The sequence below is a fragment of the Pseudobacter sp. genome, from assembly GCF_051955275.1.
In the GTDB taxonomy this organism is placed as follows: domain Bacteria; phylum Bacteroidota; class Bacteroidia; order Chitinophagales; family Chitinophagaceae; genus Pseudobacter.
In genome coordinates this window covers 37987-56638 of record NZ_JBQCGW010000219.1, presented here as the reverse complement: position 1 = coordinate 56638, position 18652 = coordinate 37987, and the positions used below count along the sequence as shown (strand labels likewise).

At 49.5% G+C, this 18652-nt stretch carries 11 protein-coding genes; 1 reads left to right on the top strand and 10 read right to left on the bottom strand.

Features of this window, described 5'->3' with window-relative positions; translation table 11 throughout:
* Positions 1 to 17: 17 nt before the first annotated feature.
* From ACTHMC_RS19115 to ACTHMC_RS19070, 10 genes are all read right to left on the bottom strand, one after another.
* Positions 18 to 1313: a MutS-related protein gene (locus tag ACTHMC_RS19115; RefSeq protein ID WP_440415507.1), complete on the bottom strand. Its 1296-nt coding sequence runs from the start codon at positions 1311 to 1313 to the stop codon at positions 18 to 20.
* Positions 1310 to 2650 (bottom strand): MutS-related protein, encoded by a 1341-nt coding sequence (locus tag ACTHMC_RS19110; RefSeq protein WP_440415505.1) that lies wholly within the window; start codon positions 2648 to 2650, stop codon positions 1310 to 1312. The genes ACTHMC_RS19115 and ACTHMC_RS19110 overlap by 4 nt, the downstream gene beginning before the upstream one ends.
* Positions 2651 to 2659: 9 nt before the next feature.
* On the bottom strand, positions 2660 to 5293 hold the full coding sequence (locus tag ACTHMC_RS19105; RefSeq protein ID WP_440415503.1) for a Gldg family protein: 2634 nt from the start codon (positions 5291 to 5293) through the stop codon (positions 2660 to 2662).
* 11 nt (positions 5294 to 5304) lie between these two features.
* Complete coding sequence (locus tag ACTHMC_RS19100) at positions 5305 to 6243, bottom strand: ABC transporter ATP-binding protein (protein ID WP_440415502.1); 939 nt, start codon at positions 6241 to 6243, stop codon at positions 5305 to 5307.
* A 44-nt stretch (positions 6244 to 6287) separates the two neighbouring features.
* Positions 6288 to 7781: a PKD-like family lipoprotein gene (locus ACTHMC_RS19095; RefSeq protein ID WP_440415500.1), complete on the bottom strand. Its 1494-nt coding sequence runs from the start codon at positions 7779 to 7781 to the stop codon at positions 6288 to 6290.
* A gap of 36 nt (positions 7782 to 7817) precedes the next feature.
* Positions 7818 to 8639, bottom strand: a complete 822-nt coding sequence (locus tag ACTHMC_RS19090; RefSeq protein WP_440415498.1) for a DUF4843 domain-containing protein — start codon at positions 8637 to 8639, stop codon at positions 7818 to 7820.
* 28 nt (positions 8640 to 8667) lie between these two features.
* Complete coding sequence (locus ACTHMC_RS19085) at positions 8668 to 10092, bottom strand: RagB/SusD family nutrient uptake outer membrane protein (protein WP_440415497.1); 1425 nt, start codon at positions 10090 to 10092, stop codon at positions 8668 to 8670.
* 16 nt (positions 10093 to 10108) lie between these two features.
* A complete protein-coding gene (locus ACTHMC_RS19080; RefSeq protein WP_440415495.1) occupies positions 10109 to 13495 on the bottom strand; it encodes a SusC/RagA family TonB-linked outer membrane protein in 3387 nt (1128 codons plus the stop codon).
* A 305-nt stretch (positions 13496 to 13800) separates the two neighbouring features.
* The gene (locus ACTHMC_RS19075; protein ID WP_440415493.1) at positions 13801 to 15003 is read right to left on the bottom strand and encodes a FecR family protein; all 1203 of its coding nucleotides are present in this window, start codon (positions 15001 to 15003) and stop codon (positions 13801 to 13803) included.
* Positions 15004 to 15075: 72 nt separating this feature from the next.
* Positions 15076 to 15669, bottom strand: coding sequence for an RNA polymerase sigma factor (locus tag ACTHMC_RS19070; protein ID WP_440415491.1), 594 nt, complete (start codon positions 15667 to 15669; stop codon positions 15076 to 15078).
* A gap of 359 nt (positions 15670 to 16028) precedes the next feature.
* On the opposite strand from ACTHMC_RS19070, the gene ACTHMC_RS19065 reads away from it, so the two are divergent.
* Positions 16029 to 18563 carry a DPP IV N-terminal domain-containing protein gene (locus ACTHMC_RS19065; RefSeq protein ID WP_440415489.1) on the top strand — a complete coding sequence of 845 codons (2535 nt, stop codon included), beginning with the start codon at positions 16029 to 16031 and terminating at the stop codon, positions 18561 to 18563.
* The last annotated feature ends 89 nt before the right edge of the window (positions 18564 to 18652 follow it).

Sequence of the window (18652 nt, the reverse complement as noted above, 5' to 3'; positions counted from 1 at the left end):
ACAGGTCTGCCAACAGATCATGAGTACAGAGCTTCCAGAATTTTTTCATTTTCTATGATAAGCATGCCCTGCCTGTCGCTGGTGATCCCTTCCGTAAGGGTATACGGATAGGTGGGGGTATTACCCTTCATCACCGTAGGCATGTATCCGAACTTGATATTCCTGTATTGTTTCAATTCTTCACCCACTTCAATGATATGGGTGGAAATGATGAAGGCACAGTTGCGGTACCGGGCAAAAGAAACGGTACAGGCAAGGGTGGCGTCATAAGCATCTTTCACATTAGTGCCTTTGAAGAGCTCATCAAAGATCACGATCATGTTTTTGCGGCTGCTCACCTCTTCTGCCACTTTCTTTACCCGGAGCACTTCCGCGTAGAAGTGGCTGTAACCCATGTTCAGGTTGTCAGGTACATTGATGCTGGTATAAAGTCCGTCACGTATGGAGAAGCGCATATTTGCCGCTGCCACCGGAAAACCCATATGACCCATGTAAACCGCAATACCGAAACTCTTCATGATGGTGGATTTGCCGGCCATATTGGCGCCGGTGAGGAAGAGCAGGTTGGAGTTTCCGTTGAGATGCACAGGATTGGCCACGCCATTGGTGAGGCCGGGGTGACGGAGCGCTGAACTTTCTATGAGATTGGCGGAAGCTGGCAATGCCGTAGCATAATGAAAGCCTCTTTCGCGGGAGACTGAACTAACGGCAATGTATACGTCAAGATGGTAGATGGTATCCAGCAATACTTCCATTTCCTTGCGCAGGGTATTACGCAGGAGTGAATCATAACGCGATGTGCTCATTACAGAAAGGGCTGTACCAGCGGTTTCTCCGATCCATTGCAGTTTTTTGTCTGCAAAGATGCGGCGGGCCGCCTGGGTCATGGGGATATCCAGTTTATTTACCAGCTCACGCATTTCAACCAGGGCGGCAATGGTGGCGCTCAGGTTGTTTTGCAGTTGCCTGTACTGGTCGTCGTGCAGGAAGGCGCCGGCAAATTTCTTCCGGGCAATGGCTGCCAGGTTGGTGACCGCATTACCGGAGATCACACTGCTCATGTAATTCTCCACAACCGTGAATGTGGCGGTATCGAAGGGGAAGCGTAGCCTGGCATCCTGGAAGTACCTGAACAGTTTGCTTCTTTCATTGATGGCTCCGGCATCTGAAAGGGGCTGGTGGAACATTTCAGTGAGGAGTCTCTCGCCGCCGGATGTTTTCACTTTATTGAAAATGCTGAAAACTGAATGTTGTTTGAATTTACCCAACAGTCCCAGGTCGTCCAGTGTTTGTTTATCAGTTATGAAGCTCATGCTGGTTGTGTTTGTTGAATGCCTGCTTCGAGGATATCGAGGATGCCTTCATTGTTGATGATGATCATGCCATGCCTGTCGTCTGTAATGCCTTCCTCCAGTGTATAGGTATATACAGGCATATTGCCGTTCATGCGCGTGGGCAGGTATACGAAGCGGACATTAGGCGTGTCTTTTCTGAGCACATCACCTGCCTCGATGATATGGGTGGAGATCACGAAAAGACTGTTATATCTTCTCGCAAAACCTTTGGTGATTGCGATGGTGGCTTCATAAGCATCTTTCACATTGGTGCCGCGGAAGAGCTCGTCAAAAACGATGAACAGTTTTTTACCTGCTGACAGTTCGGCTGCCATCTTCTTCACCCGTAATACTTCGGCATAGAAATGGCTGGCTCCCATGCCCAGGTTATCCGGCAGGTTGATAGTGGTGTAAATTCCATCCATCACGGAGAACTCCATGCTGGCCGCGGGTACAGGGAATCCCATATGGGCCAGGAACATGGCAATGCTGAGTGATTTCATGAAAGTGGATTTACCCGCCATATTGGCCCCGGTCAGGAAGATCACATTGCCATCCGGCTGAATGCGGATATTATTGGGCACTGCTTTTGGGACACCCGGATGAAATACGCGCTCCAGCTTTACGCTGAGTGTATCACCGGGCAGGGCATCGGCAAAGGCGAAATTCCTTTCTTTGGCCACCTTCGCAATGCTCATGTAGAGGTCCAGATGATAAAGCCGTTGCAGCAGCTTTTGTATTTCCTCGCGATAGCGGAAACGGAAGGTGATATCGAGATCCGCTATCTGTGCAAAACCTGGTTTGCCTTTGGTGCCGAGTGCGGTTTCAAACACAGGCAGGTAGAGGATATTGCGGATGGTTCCCTTTTCTCGCGCATATGGGTGATCGTCAGGTATGTTCAGGTCCTGCATGAAATCGCGGCAGGATTGTAAGAGATCAACCAGGCTGGATACTCCTTTGATGATCATCTGCGTGGTATTGTCCGGTGCAATCAGGTTGCCCATCTTTCTTGTAAGGGTATTGTTCTCCTGCGTGAGCTTGGTGCGCTCGTCGCGGTTGGCCATGTATGGTTCTATCGCATCGAAATGCGTGGAAGGGAAGGGGTAGGCTTTATCGAGCGAGGCGAAATAACTGATGATAGCGCTTCTGCGGTTGATGGGCTCATGATCGGAAAGCGGGTAGCGGAACATCTCTTCGAGAACCGCTGCGCCACCTCTTGTGGCGCAACGGTTGAAGATATTGAACAGAGAGTCGCTTCCATGTTTCCCGAAAATATTCAGGTCGTCAAGCGTTTGTTTGTCTGTGGTAAATAGCATGATCTTCTTTTATTTCCTTTTACGACGGATAAGCAGGATGGTAGCAAATGCTACGAGTACTGCGGGCAGTACCCAGAGGAACAGGAGCTTCATGGTGCTTACATGACTGGCGCTGACTGTAAGGGCATTGTCTTCCCTGGATTTGCGCCAGGTGTCGATGGGGAATTCTCCGTATGTCAGGTAGTTGAACAGCGTATTTGTAAAAATGGCGTTTGCCTGATTCATGGAGCCATTCCTCATGAAGTCTGCATCGCCGGCAACAATGATGCGTTGTTCTTTTCCATTCACTTTCCTGCTCAGGCTGAGTGCAGTAGGCAGCGGTCCTTTCACATCACCATCCTGCGGGTTGAATGAAACCACACCGGTGAAGTCTCGTCTTCCGCCCCTGCCAACGGATACGGCCGCTGTGGGTGAACTCGTTTGGATCACTTCTACTTTTTTTACTGTCTGCGCGGCAGGCTGTGTTTGAACTTTTCTGACAGAGTCGATCTTCTTCTTCCTGTCAGCCATTGCATTGTTACCTGGCACTGCAGGTGCTGAAGGGCCGGCAGTAACTGTTCCTGGTTTAGGGGTTACTGTGTTTTTTGCAGGGGCTGGTTTAAGGGAGGCTGCCGGGGCATCTTCTTCCTGTCCGCCGAATTCGCCGCTGCCGCCTATCATTCTGATCCCTCCAACTGCGTTGGTCATGGTCTCAGGGTCAAGGTCCTTCACCCTGTTCCAGGTGTAATTCGGTTTACTCATCAGCAGGGGATGGATATCAAAGTTGCCGGTGTTGGTATAGCGAAGGGCTGCAACCCCTTTCATGTCTACTTTCAACCCATTGGTGTCTTTCTTCAGTTCTTCCAGGTATTTGGAAAGGCCTGCTGCATAATCAGTGAACTCAGGCATTACCTGGTTGGGTTCGCGGTCTTTGTCTTCCTGAACGATCTGTCCGGGCAATATTTCCACGCCGATCTCTTTCAGTAATGGCTGTAACGGCGAGTCCTTCATGGGTTCTGCGGTGATGAAGAGATTACCCCCTCTTTCGATATATTGTTTCAGTCTTGCAAAAGCAGCTTCAGTGAAAGGCTGTTTGGGATCTCCTATCACCAGGATATCTATATCTGCGGGTACATCCCGGTCTTCCAGGCTCAGTGTATCCACATCGAATCCCTGGTTCAGCAGTGAATTCCTGAAAGTTTTTGCGCTGGCCAATTTCATATATTCCCTGTCTGATTTCTTGAAGATGCTTCTTTCCATATTACCGGTAAGGAAGGCAACTTTAGGAAGCCTGGCTAATTGCAGGCGTTTAAAGGCTGCTGCAATTTCTGTTTCACTGGGCCACATCATCTGGTCGTCGAAGATGCGGAGGAAGGTGGTCCTGTCTTTGTATTTCAGCTGCATCACAAACCTGTTCAGTTCGGGTCTGAGATCAAGTATCTTATGCATCTCTTCAGGTGTCTTCACTTTTTTCATATTCATACCACCTACTTTAGCCTGGTGCTCTGCAATCTCTTTCAGGCTCTTACCTTCATAACCACTCATCATCCAGGGATTGTCGAGGGTACTGTCATAGTAAGTGATGGTTTTCTTCATGTCTATGTTATGACCTTTTTTGAAACGCTGGTAGTTTTCCCAGGTGCTCAACAGCGTATTGTGAAATTCTGCGCCACCAAGCATGCCTGTGCCGGCAATGAGGTTGCTGTAGGTATGTACTTCCAACGGGGCATCGCCCAGATCGGCAATAACCTGCTGCACATTAGGGCGGATGGTATTGGCCTGGATATTGGTAGCATCGTAGTAACCAATGAGTGCAGGTCTGGAGCTTATATATCCGATAAAGAGACCGATGGCTATCACGCCAAAGTATCTTCCCAGTTTCACCATAGCTGGTTTGGATTCCATGCCTGACCTGATCCTGAGGATACTGAGCCCTACAAAAATGTAGATGATCACCAGGAAGTAGATCACATCTTTTGTGGTGAGCAGACCGCGGAGCATTTTTTCTGTACGTCCGGAAATACTCAGGAAGTAGGTGATATCCCTTACGAATTCAATACCCTGCCAAACGCTGCCTATATAACCGAGTATGCCGATCATAACAAAAGTACATACGGCTGCCACGATCTGGTAGGTAGTAAGACAGCTCATGAATAAGCCAATGGCTGAATAGGTACAGAGCAGCAGGTAGAAACCGATGAGACTTGTCATCAGCATGCCTCTGTCAACATCTTTTACCTGGAACATACCCTGGAACACAAAGATGGCTACAATACTTACCATCAACAGGCTGTAAATCACCATGGCGAGGTATTTGCCGAGGATGATATCACGAACTTTAATGGGAGAGGAATACAGTAATCGGATAGTACCGCTGCTGGTTTCCCGGCTGATGAGTCCCATGGTGAGCAGGGGAATGAACAGGTAGAGGTTTTGCATGATGCTGGAGAACAGGGCGCCTCTTCCCACGAATACACGTCCCATGAGCTGGGATATAAATCTGGCCCTTACGCCTCCCATTTCCTGCTGGGTGGCAATGCCATCGAGCAGACCATAATATACGATGCCGCACTGTACCAGGAATACAACCAGGACGAACCAGGCAATAGGGGAGTAGAACAGGGTGCGTAACTCTGTTCCTGCCACTCTTCTTATCGTTTGCATTTCTTCTTTTTTTAGTTACTCAGTTGAGCTGTTTGATTGGATAATTGTTTAAAGATTTCATCGAGCGCGCTCTTATCGAGACTGATCTCCTGGAGTCTCCAGCCTTTCTCTATGCTGGCTGCCACCATTCTTTCCGTGATCTCTCGTTCGCCGCTGAAATGCACACGCACCTGGCGTTCTGTGAGGAACTCCACTTTGGTGACACCGGGAACCTGAGCGAGCTCTGTTTCTGAAGGAGGATTTTCCAGGTGCATCAGCAGGCTATGCGGCTCCACATAATTGTTGAAGGCATCCATACTGTCTGAGAATACAATCCTTCCGCTTTCGATCATCTTGATTTCCTTGCAGAGGATCTGTACTTCGGTGAGAATATGTGAGGAGAAGATAACGGCGCGGTCTGAGGCGATCTCTTTGATGAGGGCTCTCACTTCGGTGATCTGGTTGGGATCAAGGCCGTTGGTGGGTTCGTCGAGCACTACCAGTGCTGGTTTGTGCACGATGGCCTGCGCAATGCCTACACGCTGGCGGTAACCTCCGGAGAGGTTACGTATCAGGCGATTGCTGAAGTGGTCTACACCGCAGCGTTCTTTGGCTTCTTTGATGGCGGGTTTCATTTTTTCTTTCGGCATCAGTCTGAGCCCTGCACAATAGGTGAGGTATTCATCCACGGTGAGGTCCATGTACAGCGGCGGGTTCTGTGGAAGGAAACCGATCTGTTGTTTGGCCAGTTCGGGTTGTTCGCGCAGGTTGATGCCGTTGATGAATACGTTCCCTTCTGTTTGGTTGAGAGAGCCGCAGAGGATATTCATGGTAGTTGACTTTCCGGCGCCGTTGGAGCCGAGCAAGCCTACAATGCCCCTGGAGCTGATCTCGAGGTTGATATCGCGGATAGCCCAGGAACTGGTATACCGGTGCGATAGTTTTTCAATTTTTACGATCGGGTTGTCCATTTCTTCAAAATGATGTTGTGATGAATTTCGGTTGACTATACCTGTTATCTTTCCCTGTAACTCACGCTCTTGATTTTACCGAAGCCGGTCCATTTTTTCTGAAGTACCAGTGCTTCGTTAGCGTCGGGAACGGAATATTGCTCGAGGGTTCCATTGGTGCCTTCAGTTCCGGCAGGATCGCTGTAGCCTATTGTGAGCCAGCGAAGCCACTGTCCGTAAGTAGCAGGGTTCCTGTTGGCAGAGAATTGCTGGAAGGCCAGGTAGGTCACCGGTGATGAGCCTTTATCGATCATCAGCTTGCTGGTTTCCGTGTAGAGATCATACTCGTACACTTTGCCTCCAACGCTGTAGAAGAGGTACTCAGGTGTAGCGCCCATGGCGAAATTGGTGGCCAGGTGGATATCGGTGCCATTGATGCGTTTGGAGTAAACGGGCAGCGAACCGGGAATGAACTTGGTGATGTAACAGTTGTTGCCGGCAACATCTTTGGTGATGGCATATGCATAACTGCTGGGAGTTTTATCCATCCATACCAGGTCCCTTCCGGAAGGATAATCCAGCTCACCCGGCTTAGTGGCAACAGGAGCAGGAACAGCTGTGAAGCTGCTGAGCGAAGGCAGCATATTGAATTTGCGCGCATCGATATCATACATCATCAGGTATTGAGATGCGGTGGAAACCGTATAGGGGGCTGCCCTGAAAGTCGGCTGTCCCTCCAGTTTGTTCACCGGAAGACTGTACATTTCCACACCGGCTCCACGTGAATAGATATTGTAATCGGAATACAGGTACATGCATATATAATAGAATGCCGGATCCGAAATGAGGTTACCTGCTTTGAAATCCGGTGCAATATCACCAGCAATCTCATAGCGGATATTGTAAGTGGGCCTCCATTCAAAGGTTTCAGGATGCACCCTATTGGTGCCGCTCTCTGTGACCATGTAAATGCCATAAGTGGAGTCGGACCAGTTAAAAGCACTGGTTACGCGGGAGGCCACCACCTTGATAGGCTTTCCCTGTTCAGGCAGGTTGGATCCCATGAGATGCAGCACATCGGTGATCTGGTTGAATGAAGCGGTGGTGGCATCGTAAGAAAGCATGTCGAGCCTGGATTTACCATTCACTTCGTTCAGTACCAGGTAGCCTTCATATACGGCTGTTCTCACCAGTACATTGGTCCTTACATGAAAGAGCCTTCCATTACTCTTGTCTACAACACGATATTGCAGTTTGTATGTGCCCGGGATCTCGTTGATCCTGATCCGGAGGTCTTTTTCTTTCGACAGGATCCTGTCTCCTTTGATATTGTCGAAGAAGCTCCATTCGTAGGTGTAATCAGTGCCAGGCAGACTTTCGTTGAGCTTCGGAGATATTTTCAGACTGTCCCCGATATAAACGGCATAGCCTGCGGTGGTATCGATGTTGGCAAATGATACTTCATTGATGTCTCGGTACGAATAGTTGCCTTTATCCTTGTAGCAGGAAGCGAGGCTTACCAGTGTACCGGCTATTATGCAGATCAATAATTTCTTCATGTTAAAAATTTGTAAGCATGTGAATAATGGGCATCATTAAGGGAACCTGTTTCCCATTTTCATGGGCGTGATGCCGTCTGCTTCAAAAATGGTGTTTCCTGCGTAGGCCTGATCACTGAGGTACCTGGCAACAAAGCTTCCGTAGTATGCAACATCGGATCTTTCCTGTGCAGTGGTGGTTGGTTTGGACCAGAAGGATAGCGGCATGCCTACAATCTGGTTCATCAACCTCACTTTCTTTTCACTGAAAGTGCCGAAAGAATATTCGTAATAGCTGGGCCAGTACGGGCCTGCAGCCAGCATATCTCCAACAGTGATCTTGAAGGTCTTCATCCGGACCGTATCTGTTGAATAGATAGGGGTGGTCTGACTTTGCGGGCTGCGGTTCCTGTAAAGGAGGTTGGCCTTGAACTGGTCGTTATCCGCCAGGTTGAGCAGGAGGGAAAGCACAGTGGTTTTGAGTTCAGGGGTTCTCTTGAACCTGATGCGGACCGTATCCTGGGTAAGACCTGCCCTCACCACAAAGGAGGAAGGCAGTTCATAATTGGTGCCTGCTTTGGCTGTGGAAGCAGGGTCAACCATCAGGTTGAAATTCCTGTTCTCAGCACTGGCTTCCCCGGTTACTGCAACAGGGATATTGATGATGGTATCTGTTACAGACGCATCATTGAATGAAAATGTGATATCCAGCGTGTCCTGGTGCCTGCCGAGATCATTAGTAGCAGGATTGGTGCCTTCGATAAAATTGAAATAGATATTATTGTCGGATTTGTAGGTGAGCAGTGATTCCTTTTTGCAGGATGCTCCCACTATCAGCAACATGCCGCCTGCCAGGAATGTATAAAGTGATCTGTTCATTGGTTTCTTTTTTTACAGTTAGGGATTGTTACCGGGTGCTGGTTTCGGACAATGGTAACGGTACTGCATATACGGGATCCACAGTAGCCCATGGGTAAGGCATGGAGGCACTGGGAACGCCGGTGGCATTGATCCTTTTGTAATAGAAGAAGAGCTGACCTTCTCCCCAGAACTCTTTCTGGTATTCCTTTCTGAGCTCTGTAGCCATACTGCTTACGCTCACCAGGTTGGCGAGGCCCCTGTTACGTCTTTCGGTATTCAGGTAGCCCAGTGCTTTTGCCGGATCTGTTTCTGTTTCTGCCAGGATGAGATACAGTTCGGATTTACGGATCAGGGGTTGAATGAAACGCCAGTTCTGATTTTGTGGCAGCGGTGCATATTTGTAGAATGTTCTGTAAGCTTTGCCATTGCCGGTGAGCCAGGTCTGAACTACGCGGTAATCCTGAAACAATCCTTCAAACACTTCCGTGAACCTGGTACCATCGGGCACAAGGATGGAGCCGTCCCAGAGGGCGGGATTGAAGTACCTGTCGTAATTGTTATAAAGGAAAGCGCTGTTTGCTCCGAAAATGATCTCGCGGGAAAACACCCTGTCTGGATTGGTGGGGTTATTCACTGCATCCGGGGTTGTCCAGGGGAACCATTTCTCTCCGTCTGTAATAACTGACAGTGCTGTGTTGTATGCTTCCGTTGTTTTTCCCTGCCATAAATAAGCACGCGCCATCAGTGATCTCACCGCATAATAGTTCAGGCGTTGATTTCGGGCGGCAGAATAGAAATTGGAGGTGTAAACAATACCGTTGGTGATCACGGGATCTGCTGCCAGCAAGGAGGAAGCTTCTGTTAAATCGGTCATTATTTTTTCCATTACCTGGCTGGCGCTGAGCAGCGGCTGCAATTTACCATCTGCAATGGTGTAGTAAGGAATGGCTGTACTGCTGCTGCCGCTGGAATATACCGGACCGAAAAGGCGCAGCATATCAAAGTGAAGCATGGCGCGGATGGCCAGCGCTTCTCCTTTGAGCAGTTTCCCTTCGGGCTCCGACACTACTTTTCCTGCAATGGAATTGTCTATTTTACCGAGGAACACATTGGTGGCAAGTACTGTTGAGTAGGCTTTTCTCCAGATGGAGTCCATCAGGTTCTGTATGCGCGGGGCGCCATAATCGTAATTCACCAGTGAAGACAGGTCTCTTACTCCCATGAGATCGGTCACGGGCTTGTATCGCTGCGCCATCAACTCTATCATGGAGGAGCTGAGGTAGGAACCATATAGTTCGGTGCTGGCCAGATCGAGGTAAAGGCCATTGAATGCCTGCTGAAGGGCTGCCTCATTGTTGTACACCTGGGTTTCCGTGTAGGAAGTTTCCGGTTGTACGTCCAGGTATTTTTTACAGCTGCCCAGCAGTAGCAAACCGCTCAGTAGAAGTATAATGGGACATCTGCTATTCATATACGTAATGTTTGAATTAGAATGAAAGATTGATTGACAGGGAAGCGGTCCTGGCGAATGGATATTCAAGGCCTCTTTCCGTGAGCACGCTCTCCACGCGGAAGATGTCGTTCAAAATGAAGTTGACGCCAATGGTCTGCAGTTGCAGTCTTCTTACCCATGGTGCACTTGTTCTCCAGCCAAGGTTGATGGACTCTCCAACCAGGTGATTGTCTTTCTGCACATAGCGTGAGCTCATCGGGCTGGAGTTGAATGCATTCACCGCAGTGAATTCCGCTACATCGCCTGGTTTCTGCCACCTGTCGTACAGCGCGCGCCTGTCGAGGTTCGGACGAACCATCACCAGCGCGAAGCTGTTGATAACGCTGCCTGTATTCTCTACCTTATTGTACAGGGCGTTGTTGAAAACATAACCGCCGACCCTGTAACGGGCACTGATGCCGAGGGTGAAATCCTTGTACGCAAATGTATTGGTGATCACTCCTTCCACTTTAGGGCGGAGGTTGCCAACACGAACAATATCCGCAGGGTTGTAAACGTAACTGATGGTGCCATCCACCTTCTGGAAGATCTCCCTGCCGGTAGCAGGATCGATGCCCAGCGATTCAACGGCCCATATATCATCGGGGCTGTAGCCATCATAATACCTGCTCAGGCCATTGCTTTCCTGCTCTTCTTTATTGAGGGCGGAAAGCCTGTTGGAAAACCCATCATACCTGCTCTTGTTCTGTGCAGCAGTTAAAGAGATGGTCCAGATGATCCTTTTCTCCATATTGTAAACAGGAGAGTAACGCAGGTTCAGGTTCCACCCTGAAGTGGTGAGCGTACCCACGTTGATCACATAACTGTTGTTCACCGAAACAGAGGAAGGTAAAGTTCCTTCGGCAGGAACAGACAATGGGTCTGTAAGCTTGGTGAAGTACTCGATGCTGCCGCCGATGCGGTTGTTGAGCAAAGAGAATTCCAGTCCGTAACTTCCGTTCAGTGTTTTAGACCATTCCAGGTTGGGACTGCCGAGTGATTGCAGTGCGAGGCCCTGACCGAAATAGTTGCTGGTGGTGGACTGGTACGAATAAGTGGATACAGAGGTGAAATTGCCGAGGTTCTGGTTACCGGAGTATCCGATATTTCCTCTCAGGCGCAGGCTGTTGATCCAGGTATAATCACGAAGGAAACCCTCGCGGTTGATATTCCAGGATGCGCCTGCAGAGTAGAAGGGCTTGTACCTTTTGTTGCTTCCGAATGCGCTGGCGCCGCTGAGGGTGTACACCAGGTCAATGCCATAACGGTTGTCGTACATATAGTTCACGCTGGAGGTGAAGCCTGTACCGCGACTGGTGATATTACTGGCAGAAGGTCTTGACGACTGCGCATAGCCATAGGCGTAAGAAGGATTGCCGTTTGTTCCGTATGGGAAACCTACTGCATTGAAGCCCACCATTTCAGTGGTTGTGCTCTCGATATTTCCACGCAGGTTGGCGCTCAACCTTCCTTTGCCGATCACCTGGCCATATGCCAGTGAGAGATAGGCATTCATGGTTTTGCTTCTCATGGTGGAGCTGGTATAGCTTCCTTTTTTGTTTTCTTCCATTCCGTTGAAAGCAGTATTGTCCGGAGGAACAAACAGGATCACGTCTGAATTGCCGGAACCTGCAGCAAGGCCGCCTTCCAGTTGCAATGCATTGCTGATGGTGAAGATCCCTCTCAGGTTATTGGTGAAGCTGAAGTTCCTGCTCTGGTTGATACTGTACAGAGAAGCGTTATACAGCGGATTGATCTCTGAAGTATCATAGATGGGGTCCAGCTGCCTGTTGATGAAACCATTCGCATCAGTTTTGCGGTAGTAAGGATTGGCAGCAGCAAAAGCAGAGAAACTGCCATAAGGTGATTCAATCCCTTTGGAGCCCTGTAGCATCAGGTTCTCGGTGATATTCAGTCTGCCTTTCCTGTAAGACATCACCAGGTTAGTTCCCCAGTTTTCCCTGGAGGAGCCTTTCATGGCGCCTTCTTTTTTAGTGTAAGTGGCACCGGCATTGAACACCAGGTCGCTATTGCCTCCGTTCAGTTGAATGGAATGCCTTTGACCAAGACCTGTCTGAACGGGCTCATGCAGCCAGTAGGTATTTACACCGCGTTCAACATCGGCACGGCGTGCGGCATATCGTTCTTCGATACGCCATGCGTTGTTATCGGCGCTGGAGTAATTACTGGTGAGTTGTTCCCATTGCAGTTTCTCCGCGGCGTTCATCAGGTTGTAGCTGCTGAGGTCAGGAAGATCTGCACTGAAATCGCCAGAATAAGATACCTGCATCTTACCAGGCACGGGTCTTTTGGTTTCCACCACCACCACTCCATTGGCTGCTTTGGAGCCATAGAGTGCGGTGGATGCCGCATCTTTCAGGATGGTGATCTTCGCAATGCGGTTCATATCCAGATCGTAGATGGTCTGAAGGGTTGTTTCAAATCCATCCAGGATGAACAATGGCTGGTTGGGATCAGCGCTGAACTGATCGTTCAGGTTGGCATTGGTAAGCGTGGTCCTGCCACGGATCTCGATGGTTGGCATCCTGTTTGGATTGGAACCTGCGAGATTGTTCTCCACTATGATGAAAGAGGGATCCAGTGTTTTCAGGCTCTGCAGGGCATTTTTGGTGCCTACAGCACGAAGCTCAGCTCCGGTGAAGACGGTGGCAGCCCCGGAGAAACTTTCTTTGTTACGCGTGAACATACCGTTGTTGATCACCACTTCGGTGAGTACAGCGCGGGCAGGATGCAGGGCGAAAACAAAGAAACCGTTCGGTATTTTTCTCACGGTACCTCCTTTGATGAGCACGGTGGATTCAGGCTGCTGGCGGATGAGCGCCTGTACAGCTATTTCCATGGTCTGGTACCCAACAGTTGTGATCACCAGGGTGGCATCGAGGGGAACATCGTTCATCACGAAGCTTCCCATGGGGTCAGACTGCATGGCGCGCCTGGTACCCTTGATGGCGATAGTAGCTGCGCCTATCTTTTCCTGGTTTTCTGAATTCACCAGGAAGCCTGTGATCCTGGTGCTGTTCTGGTCTGTCTGGAAGAGCACGATCGGCGGAGTGAAAGTCCTGTTGAAGATCTTTTCAGAAAGGATGATGGTGTTGCCCGCGATCTTGTAAGTGAAAGGCTGGTCTGCCACCACTTTGTCAAGGAAGGCCGTCAGCTGCATGTTCTGTGCAGAGATGGTTACCTTTTTGGCACTGTCGAGGAACTCTGATTTCCCCCAAACGAGGAAGCCTGTTTGTTTTTCGATGACATTGAAGATCTCTCTGACGGTGAGATTCTTTCCGCTCACCGATACGGTCTGGGATGTTGATGCAGCAGCAACATGCATGAGTGAAATCAACATCAGAAAGGAGGTCATTCTCATAATTCGCAGCATTTGGCCCGGTAACCGGAAAGCTGCAGAGCGGTTTTTCCGTTGAGCATTTTCAGCCTTGAGGGAGCAGGGGTTTGACTGAGCGTGCGCAGGGGAGCCGGCTGCAGCCAGATCGCTCCGGCTACAATAAGCAGTTTTTTGCATAAATTGCAATGTTTGGTTTAGAAAAGTGTATCAGTCTACATTTGATCAGCCAGACAAATACGGCCGGGAGTGCTTCAGACACTTCCGGTTTTTTGTTGACCGACCGCGATCATTGAATTTTCACGGCTATAGCTTCGTTGATATATCTGTTGTCAGGGAATGATCACCAGCTTCCTGTCTTCCATGCGGAAGTGGAGACCAAAACCTTTCAGGGCAGCAAGTACTGTTGAGAGGTCGAGCTTTCTGCTCATTTTGCCGAAGAAGTGCACATCGGGCACATTGCCTTCGTACTCCACTTCTATATCGTACCATCTTTCCAGCTGACGCATCATTTCTTTGAGGCCCATTCCTTCAAAATTGAAGAGCCCGTTTTTCCAGGCCATCACTTTGCTGATGTCCGGCGTGGTGATCAGTTCAAGCTGACCGTCCTTTAATTGCGTCTGTTGCCCGGGTTGCAGCAGCATTTTGCCTGATGCAGGTTCTGAAGCATTTGCCTTAGATACGCGGATGCGTCCGTTGAGCAGGGTGGTACTGAGCTGTGGTTCGTCTGTGTAGGCATTTACATTGAAACTGGTGCCCAGCACTTCCACTTCGGCTTTGTTGTTTATGTTTACGAGGAAAGGTTTGTTTCGGTCTGTGACTACTTCAAAATAGGCTTCACCGGTGACGTCCACGCGGCGTGTATCGCCGGTAAAACTAACAGGATACCGGATGGAGCTGGCGGCATTGAGCCATACCCTGGTGCCGTCCGGCAATTGTAGTCTGAACTGGCGGCCTTTGGGCGTGCTCATGGAGTTGTAGGAGAGCGCATCGGAATGACGCCCCTTTCCGTAGTTGAGCTCGCCGTTCTGCAGGTTCACTTCCACGCCGCTCTGATTCACTACAAAGCCATTGCCTAAACTGTCGAGCAGGATGGTGGACCCGTCTGCCAGGGTAAGGATAGCACCTTCCTGTCCGGGTCCGATCCTGGTAATGCCGGCGGTCTGTGCAGGAGGGGCAACCTCTTTTGAACTGATGCTCCAGAGCCAGGCGCCTGTTCCCAGCAGCGCGGCTATGGAAGCCGCTGCCAGCCAACGTTTGCGGATACTGCGGACCGGTGTGGCTGCCCGGATCTCTTCCTCGGGCATAGGTCTTCCGGCGCGAACTTTTTCATAGATGATGGTCCAGTCAGGATCGGAATGCTTCGCCTGTCCTGCAGCCTGCTGCTCCAGCAATTCAGCTACAAAACTGTTGAAGGGCGCTTCATCTGCGGCGTTGGCCATCCACTCCGTAAGCTCGGTCAGTTCCGCTTCGGTAGCGGTGCGTTTGGAGTAGCGTTCCAGCAATTGTACTATGCGATCCTGCGGTGTTTCCATAATCATTCTATAGTTAAATGGAGAAGTGGAAAGGTTGTACTATGAAAAACGGAAAAATTTTTCAGGAAATTTCTATTTGATGAAAATCACGGAGAAAAGGATCACAGGATGGATCTCCGGATGATGCTGTTTCAGCACACGCATCCCTTCGGCCAGCAGGTTGCGGACCGTATTGGGTGAAATGCCCAGTTGCTCGGCAGCTTCCTTCCTGCTCAGGCCTTCCTGGCGGATCAGTCTGAACACTTTCAGCTGCGCTGGAGTAAGGTGTTTGAGAGATTCTTCAATCATGGCCAGCTGCGCTTCCTGTCTCAGCTTGTTGTTGAGCCCTTCTTCAGATCCCTGCTGTTCATAGTACTGAATGATGGAACCCTGGGCCTTACGCTGGCTGGCGATGTAACGGAAATACCCGAATAAAACGTTCTGAAAAATTTTGTAGAGATAGCCTTTGGGATACTGGATGCCCCGAAGAAAAGTCCTTTTTTCCCAGATCCTGATAAAGGTTTCCTGTACCACCTCTTCGGCCACATCCCTGGAGCCGGTGAGCTGCAAACAGGTATGAAAGAACAGGCTACGGTATTGTTCAAACAATTGCCGGAAGGCGCTTTCATCGCCTTCGGCTATCCGCAGAAGCAGTTCACTTTCTTCGTATGGTTGGTTAGTCAACAAGTTGCTATCTAATGAGGGCCTGACCGCAAACTATAATAAAATTACCAATTTATGAACGGATCTGACCGGGGAAGGCAGTAAAGAAAAGAGAAAAAAACAGCCTTTCCGGGACTGCCTGAGCTGGCAGCGGTAGCAGGAAACCATTTCTTTTTTCCGGGCTTACCGCTTATTTTTCGCATATACATAACTGCTATAAAATTGCGGTTAATGCCCTGCCCGTAAAAGTTTTTTTTGATGGCCGTTCCGGTCGCCGGTTTACGTAAAAGGCGGTATTCTGGGATAACCGGTGGATGAAATTCCCTGTTTAAGCGTCTCATAAACGATCTTCACCAACTATAACTAAAATCGCCCCAAAACACATGCGAATTATCTGCTCTGTGATACTGTTGCTGCTTGTTGCATCAGTATCTGCCCAACAAACGCCGGTCACAAAGGCCAACTACCAGCAGGCTGCCCGCTTTGCTCCCCGCAAGCTCAGCAAGCTGATCTTCAGTACCAGTGTGGATCCGCACTGGCTTAAGAAAAGCGAACGCTTCTGGTATACCTTTGAAACCACTTCCGGCAGGAACTGGTATATCGTTGATCCGGTCAAAGGAGAAAAGAAAAAACTATTCGATAATGCTGATATGGCGGCCAGGCTCACCCGCATCGTGAAAGACCCCTTCGATGCGCAGCACCTGAACATCGACAGTATGAGGTTTGTAAGGGATGAGAACTGGATCCAGTTTGAAGTGAAAAGCACGGCCGATCTCATAAAGAAAGATACAGCAGCCGGCGCTGCCAAATCCAAACCCGGTGCGCCTCCCGCAAAAGAAAAGAAAGTCTTTTACTTCGAATACAATATCAATACCGGCGAACTGATTGAGCTGGCTGAACTCAAAAAGCCAAAACGCAAACCCTCCTGGGCCAATATCTCCCCCGATGGAAATATTATTCTTTTTGGAAAGAACTTCAACCTCTACTGGATGGACAGGGCCAATTATGAGAAAGCGCTGAAGAAGGAAGACGACAGTACCATCGTGGAGAATGCCATCACCACCGATGGGGTGGAGTATTTCAGCTATCATGCTGCAGGTGGCATGATGGGCAATGAGAATAATGTGGAGAAGGAAGCCAATAAGAACAAACGCAAATCAGCTTTTGCAAGATGGTCGCCCGACAGCAAACATTTTGCACTGATCCGGACAGACAGCCGCAAGGTGAAAGATCTCTGGGTGATCAACTCGCTCAGCGATCCACGCCCCACACTGGAAACCTACAAGTACCAGATGGCCGGTGAGAAAGAAGCACCGGAAGATCATCTGTATCTATTTGACGCCGTTGCCAAAACCGGTAAGGAAATGAAAGTGGCCCTCTTCAAAGACCAGAACCTGAACATCTGGGCAGATCTTGACAGTGCAAGTACCCGTGACGATGACTGGCGCCCGCTCAGATGGCTCGGCACCAATGATCAGTTCTGGTTCACCCGCACCGGCCGCGATCTTAAAAAAGTGGATGTTTGTCGCGTTGATATCAATACCGGTACCGTGAAAGCCGTGATAGAAGAACGCTTCAATACTTATATTGAAATGCGCAGGGTAGGTCTGGTGAACAATGGTAAAGAACTTATTCACTGGAGTGAGCGTGATGGCTGGGCGCATTTTTATCTGTATGATGAAAATGGCAATATGAAGAACCAGATCACATCAGGCACCTGGCATGCGGAGAATATTCTCGGTATCGATGATAAAAAGCGTGTGCTGTATTTCTCCGGCAACGGAAGAGAAGCCAATGAAGATCCTTACTATCTGCATGCCTACCGCGTGAACTTCGATGGTTCAGGATTGAAGCTGCTCAACCCCGGTGAATTTGAGCATGCCATGAATATCAATGATCCCAATACTTATTTTGTTGACAACTATTCCCGGGTGAACACGGTTCCCAGGTCCACGCTCTATGCAACGGATGGCCGGAAGATAATGGACCTCGAAACAGCGGACCTTTCTTCACTGATGGCAACTGGTTTCAAGTTCCCCGAACCATTCAAGGTGAAAGCCGATGACGGCATTACCGATATCTATGGTGTATTGTACAAGCCCATGGACTTCGATTCCACCAAAAAATATCCGGTGATCGAGTATGTGTATCCCGGCCCGCAGACTGAAGCGGTGAACAAAGCGTTTGGGCGCAGTATGGACCGTACAGACAGGCTGGCGAATCTCGGTTTCATAGTTGTTACTGTGGGTAACCGCGGTGGTCACCCTGCACGCAGCAAATGGTATCATAATTACGGCTATGGCAACCTGCGTGATTATGGTCTGGCCGATAAGAAGGCGGCGGCAGAACAGCTGGCGGACCGTTATCCCTGGTTTGATGTGAACCGCGTGGGCATTCACGGGCATTCCGGTGGTGGCTTCATGAGCACGGCTGCCATGCTGGTATATCCTGATTTCTTCAAAGTGGCGGTATCTTCAGCAGGTAACCACGATAACTCTGTTTACAACCGCTGGTGGAGTGAGCAACACCATGGTGTGCAGGAAGTGATCGGAGAGAAGGATACTACCTTCGTTTATAATATTGAAAAGAACCAGGATCTGGCTAAGAACCTGAAAGGTCACCTGATGCTGGCGCATGGCGATATCGATAACAACGTACATCCTGCAGGTTCCATTCGTGTGGCAAATGCACTGATCAAAGCCAACAAGCGCTTCGACCTGTTATTGCTGCCCGGTCAGCGACATGGCTTTGGTGATATGACAGAATATTTCTTCTGGAGGATGGCTGATTATTTCACGAAGTACCTGATGGGGGATGACACGGAAAGACCTGTTGATATCAATGAGATCAATAAAGAGATAGAGCAGGGAGGAATGAAAGGTGGCGCTGGCGCGAGAAGAGGGCCGGAGGATTATTAGAGTTACAGATTATGTATAATGTAAAAAGGTCCGGTTTACAAGGTAAACCGGACCTTTTTATATCGGGATCGCACTGAAATCGGAGAAAG